At 56.2% G+C, this 5,980-nt stretch carries 4 protein-coding genes and 1 pseudogene; 2 read left to right on the top strand and 3 right to left on the bottom strand.

The annotated features are described in order from the left end of the window. The coding region (locus AA309_RS35510; RefSeq protein ID WP_047192171.1) for a M10 family metallopeptidase C-terminal domain-containing protein at positions 1-527 on the top strand (527 nt) is incomplete at its 5' end. 310 nt (positions 528-837) lie between these two features. After that, positions 838-1,887, top strand: a complete 1,050-nt coding sequence (locus AA309_RS27245) for an AraC family transcriptional regulator (RefSeq protein ID WP_160310556.1) — start codon at positions 838-840, stop codon at positions 1,885-1,887. Between the two features lie 44 nt (positions 1,888-1,931). Here AA309_RS27245 and AA309_RS27240 read toward each other — a convergent pair whose 3' ends face one another. From AA309_RS27240 to AA309_RS27230, 3 genes and pseudogenes are all read right to left on the bottom strand, one after another. Then, the gene (locus AA309_RS27240; RefSeq protein ID WP_160310555.1) at positions 1,932-3,233 is read right to left on the bottom strand and encodes a polysaccharide biosynthesis/export family protein; all 1,302 of its coding nucleotides are present in this window, start codon (positions 3,231-3,233) and stop codon (positions 1,932-1,934) included. A gap of 19 nt (positions 3,234-3,252) precedes the next feature. After that, entirely contained in the window at positions 3,253-5,031 is a 1,779-nt protein-coding gene (locus tag AA309_RS27235; RefSeq protein WP_047192168.1) for a polysaccharide biosynthesis tyrosine autokinase, read from the bottom strand. A 217-nt stretch (positions 5,032-5,248) separates the two neighbouring features. Further along, a pseudogene (locus AA309_RS27230) lies at positions 5,249-5,508 on the bottom strand (integrase core domain-containing protein); the annotation flags it as partial. Positions 5,509-5,980: the final 472 nt, after the last annotated feature.

Here is a 5,980-nt window from a genome sequence, read left to right as displayed (position 1 = left end):
TCGCCATCAACTACAAGGATCTGTCAATCAATGGTTCGGCGGGCACCACGCCTAGTCCAACGCCTAGTCCGACTCCGATCGGCACTATTAACGGCACGAGTGGCAATGATGTCCTGAATGGAACCACGAATGCCGACACGATCAGCGGCCTTGGCGGCAACGACAAGATCAACGGCGGCGCCGGCAACGACGTCCTGAGCGGTGGTGTGGGTTCCGACATTTTCGTGTTCAACACCACGCTGAACGCGTCCACCAACGTCGACAAGATCACGGACTTCGACCCTCTGTACGATACGATCCACCTGGAGAATGCCGTCATGGGCCAGGTCGGCTCCTGGGGCAATCTGGCCAGTGGGAAGTTTCGGGTCGGCTCCAAGGCGCTCGATAGCGACGACCGCATCATCTACAATGCCACTACCGGCGACCTGTCTTACGACGCCGATGGCACGGGCTACCGTGCTCAGATCAAGTTCGCGACGCTTGCGCCGAACCTGAAGCTGACGGCAGCGGATTTTTATATCCTCTAAGGCTTGCAATTAATTTTAGGAGCGGCCCCAGCACGGGTAGGGGCCGCTCTTTTTGTGCTTTTAAAGATGGCGCCCATCCGCGCCTCGTCGGGGCGCTCGCGGGATTAGTCACCTCGCTCCAGACTCCACTCTACGGGCACCGAATGGCCTGCTTGAGAGACAGCGCCTCTCCTCGCGCTATCTGAGAAAATTATCTTCCTGATGGGCTGAGCCTTGCCAAGATCCACCAAGCATCGGATACTTCTGCATCCGCGGCAGGACGACATCGATGCCACAGGGGAAAGTAGGCCATCCTGGACGGAAAGGTCTCATGACACTCCCAACTGCTATCGGAGTGCTCTCAAGACTTGCAGCGGAACGTGCACTTCAGCATGGTGTTGATGTCGACCCACTGCTCAAAAGAGCGGGTCTTCCCAAAATGCTGATGACTAAGCCGAACATTCGCGTCAGCGTTCGCAGCCAGATTCTCTTTCTTAACATGGTAGCCGAAACCCTTGGTGATACTCTTCTTGGTTTTCATATCGCCCAAGACTTCGATATTCGTGAACTCGGCCTGTACTATTACGTGATAGCCTCGTCCGAGCGCCTCTCTGATGCGATCGCCCGTGAGGCCCGCTACAGCTTCATCATTGATGAGGGACTTCAGATCTCATATCAGAAGACGCATACCTTTGACATCGACTTCGAATATATTGGCGTAGCGCGACATCTCGATCAGCATGAGATGGAATTCTGGGTAACGTGTACCCTCAGGAAATGCCGCCTCTTCACGAACCGCGAGCTTGTTCCGACCTATGCTGGCTTCGTTCACCATCACCAAGGCGACTTTTCCGAAATGGAGCGCCATTTTGGATGCAGCCTCAATTTTGGCGCTACGATCGACCGCATTTCCTTCGATATACAGGCAGCGGATTTGCCTCTGGTTACAGAGGATCCCTATCTTAACAAATTTTTGGTAGATGATTACGAGGCGGCCCTTGCGAGGTGGCACTTTCGGCGCAATCCGCTCAGAATTCGGGTGGAGAATGCCATAACGCCACGCCTACCCCATGGAACTGTCAACATCACCAACATCGCACGCGATCTCGGCATGAGCCCGCGGACCCTTTCCAGGCGCCTCGCAGACGAGAGTGTGACGTTCAGTACTATCTGTGATGAACTCCGTTTCGATCTCGCCGGCCGTTATCTTCAGAACAACGACCTGTCTATCTCTCAGATCGCGTGGCTGCTCGGCTATACGGAAGCGAGTTCCTTCGTTCATGCATTCCAGCGGTGGGCAGGAAAATCGCCGACGGACGCACGCCGCCAGATCAGGAGCCCAATACAATCGCGGGAACAGCGCAGCGGCGACCACGTATGAGGACCCTATTGTGCCACCTTCGCGTAATTTCTTCAGGAAGGAGTCTAATTTCCGAGTGCGCTGCGGAGCAAATCGATGTTCATCTTAACTTCCACCACGTCGCCAGGTTGCACCTCCATATCTGCAGTAGCCGAGATTTTGATTTGTGCTCCGTCCTTCTTGCGAAAAATCGTAAGGTTCGGTCCGTCGACTTCGCTACTGGTGAGTTGGGCCCCCATATTGCCAGACATGATGATTTGTTCGCTGACAGCCTTTATTTGCGTGCGGATTCCCTCAAGCGCGACGAGAGCATCCTGCAGTTCGCGCGGGATCCTGAGCTGACGGTCATCGACCCTTTCAATCTTGCGCAAAAGCTCTTCTCGCGCCTGCCGAGCACGGGACAGGCGCGCTGCCGTATCAGCCTCACGGCTCTTTAGCAGAACGGCAGCGCGCTGCTCATCCGAGACACGCGCCATACTCGCCAACCCCTTGCGGTTGAGTTCCGCGATCCTGTTTAGCTCATCCTCCTGCTGCCTAACGGCCTCTTGATCCTGTATCTGACCCCGAACAAGGGACTCAAGCTCAGTATCGGCCATTTCTAGTGCTCGGCGGAGATGTTGCAGTTCCTTCTTCCGCTCGGCATCGGTGCTCGAGAGGTGTTGCTTCGCTAGATCGACGAGCTCCGTGACTACGTTTCGCGGAGCCGAGTTCTCACTTAGCACGCTTTGACCGATTTCGGTCTTGTTTGCCGCCTCGGCGCGCAAGCTCGCGACCCGCACCTCGGCTTTGGCAAGCTCACTCATTAGCAACTTGTACCGGCCGCGCAGGTCGGCACTGGTGAGGGGCGTGATACTACTGATTGAGGACCGTGCCGCATTGAAGCCGCCGGCCAGAGCCAGGGCATGGCGCACGGTCATTCCTGGCCGATAAGGATAGGCGCCGGAGTTCGTCACATATCCGTAGATGTAGAAGGGGCGGTTCTCAACAAGATCCACAATGACGTCCACCCCGCGAACCAAGTCGCTGGTCGCCATCAAATTTTTCAGCTTGGCACGAAAGGCCGCCAGCGATAGACCTGAGGCCAAGACCTCGCCGACAAGTGGTAGAGAGATGTTGCCGTCCGGATCCACTGTGGTGCGCCGGTTTAGGTCGGGCCGCCCGAAGATGGAAATATCTAGAGTGTCACCGCTGCCAAGGAGATACTCAGCCTTTGCGCTATGGGGTGCGAGACAGGCGACGAACATCGCTGCACAGAGGACAACAAGAAACTTGGCATACCGGAGAAGCCGTGTTTTCGAATGCGAGTTGTCCGACTTGTGACAGAGCCGCGGCGTGATTGCCGCGCGGCGACGATCAAACGGGTTCATGAACATCTGCATACTAGTCCTAGCCTGACGTGAAATTCAGCACAGTGAAGACATCCATATCGGTACAACGGCGTAGTTGCCTGAGGCTCGACCGGATCTCCGCCGGATCAGAACCGCCAGCGCGCACCACGAAGAGAACCGCGTCGATGACCTGCATAAGGATCAACGCATCGGCGTGCAGTCCCAGCGGCGGCGCATCAAGGATAACGAGGTCGAACTCCGCCGCGAGACTGCACAGGATGCCTTGAAGCTTTTCCACTCTCAGGATCTGCTCGGGCTGGATCATCTCAATGTTACCAGTCGTCATGGCCCTGCAGCTCGAATGCGGATCGGCCTGAAGCATGGGCTGGATCGCCGCCGGATGAGCCAGTAGATCTACGAAGCCGTTATCATTCGGCAGCCCAAGAAACTCATGCAGCGCTGGTCGACGTAGATTGCAATCCACAATCACGACGCTCGACCCCGCGATGGACGCTGCACGCGCTAGGGACAAGGCCAAAGTCGATTTTCCTTCGCCAGGATTGGCGGATGTTACGAGCAGAGAGCCCAGCTTCGGCCCTCGATCCATCGACAGTTGCAGGCTGAAATAAAGACGGCGAATTCCTTCTGAATATGCCGATGGCGGTCGCACCACACCATCATCCGGCAGATGACTATTCTTGGTTTTGGATTTCGGCATGGCGGGGAGAGCCGCGAGACTTGGTACGCCGGAGATGAGTTCTACCTCCTCCTCGGTCTGAATCCCTCGGACATGAGAATCCCGGAGATATGCAATGCCAAGCGCCAAGCCAAAGCCCGTTATAGTTCCGATCATTACCAACAGGCTCTTTGGCGGGAAGCTCGGAACGTCGGGAGCACGAGCGCGCGAGGCAATGCGAGCATCAGGCCCGACTGTATCGCGCTGCTGCGAGATCACTTTCAGACGGGCGAGATTGTCCTGATAGACCTGCCGTAAGCCGACCTGCATTTCAGATCGCTTCAACTCCTCGTTCAATTCGTTCAGCCGCCGCGACAGCGCCTGCTCTGCGCGCTCAATGCCGTCCAGCTTTGCGGCGACCTGTTGCTCAAGATAGACTTCAGCATAGGAATTGGCAATCTGCGCGGCGCTTCGCGGGTTCGCAGTGGTCACCTCGATCGCAATGACATCGGTGAGCCCCCGGCGCCGGATTGTCACGTTCTTCCGCAAAATCCGGATAGCCGTAGAGATACGATCTGAGATGGGTTTGGACATGGCGCCGTCCGCCGCCTCTTCCTTCTCTCGAGAAGTGCTACCTTCTTCTGGTGTGTGGCTCGGAAGGAGATCTTTGGCGGCGGCAACGATCCTTGAGAGGCGCCCAGGCTGCAGCACATAGTCCGTATCGCGGTCAAGTCCGAGGCGCTCGACGACTTGCTGCGCCACATGGTCAGATTGCAAAATCTCGACCTCGCCATCCGCCCCCGGTGCATTTGGTGTTGTGAGCTCGACGAGGCGAGCGCCTCTCTCGTCCAGCATCACCAGAGTGGTCGCCGTGTAGCGCTCCTTTAACAGTATCGCGATGAAAATGGAGACAATAGAAATGAGGATAGTGATGCCGACAATCAGCCAGAATTGCCGCCGCACCAGTCCCAGCATGGCCGAAAGGGTAAAGGCAGAAGGCAGTCTATCCGTACCCATCCCAGGCATGAAGCCATCGGACTGCTCGCGGTGCTGACGGGTGGCGGCTTCCCACGGCAAAGACTGGAGGAAGGCGCCATCGTCGTCCGAGGTTAGATTAGGTTGGCGGGCGAGAATTCCGTCCAAATCTGGCTTTGCTCTCATGTCACTCATTATCTACCGTTTGGCCCCAGTCGATCTCCGAGAGCAACTTCCGCCTGGGAGTAAAATTGGGCAAGCGCGTCCCGGTGTGCTTCTCCGGAAAGCACGACATAGAGTCTCATTGATCGGTTTTGAGTGCACTCACGCCTTCGAATTACCTCAAAGGGAAAGTAAATGCAGCCGACAATCGTAGCAGCTTCGCCGGAGGCCGAATTTAAACCTAGGTGTTCAGCCCCGGCATTTGGTGGATTGGATCGAGCTTGAAGCGTTTGAGCTCGGCTGTCCAGTGCAGATGTATTCGTAGGGTGTGAGACCCTTTAGGGTCTTCAGGCGCCGGCCGAAGTTGTCGGCTGAGACGAGGTCGTCGAGGTGCTGCCGCAGCTGGTCATGGCTGTCATAGTGAAAGCGCTTGACGGTCGCTTCCTTGATGGTGCGGTTCATCCGCTCGACCTGTCCGTTCGATCGGGGATGATTGATCTTGATGTAACTGTGGCTCGGTGCCGTTCCCATGGCAGCGCATCCCTCCATGTAGGCGACAAGAGTGCACCATCAAATCCCGGGATCAAATATCCCGAGGCAGTGTGCGTGGTTTCAGCCACGAAGATAACGAAAACAGCCCTTTCAGATGAATAGCGATGCCTCTTCATTGCAATCTATGACAAATAGTCCATCATCAAGTCTATGAAGACCCGTCGAAAAACCGTATCCGCAGTGTCTTTTATATTCGCTCTGATCGGCTGCCTGCTGGGTGTCGGCATTGTCTCGGCCCATCATTCACTGCTTGCAAGGAGTGGATTGAGGAGCATCGGGACTCTTCTGCCGGTTCCATGGCATCACATCCTCGATCGAGATACCTTGTTCTATGCCGGACGGGACTTTTCGATCGATGCCATGAAGCCGTGGAGCTTTGGCATTGGCGATGACGGCACCCTGCGTTTCGAGCTTCGCAAGG

The organism is Microvirga vignae, from assembly GCF_001017175.1.
In the GTDB taxonomy this organism is placed as follows: domain Bacteria; phylum Pseudomonadota; class Alphaproteobacteria; order Rhizobiales; family Beijerinckiaceae; genus Microvirga; species Microvirga vignae.
This window is presented reverse-complemented; position numbering and strand designations above follow the sequence as displayed.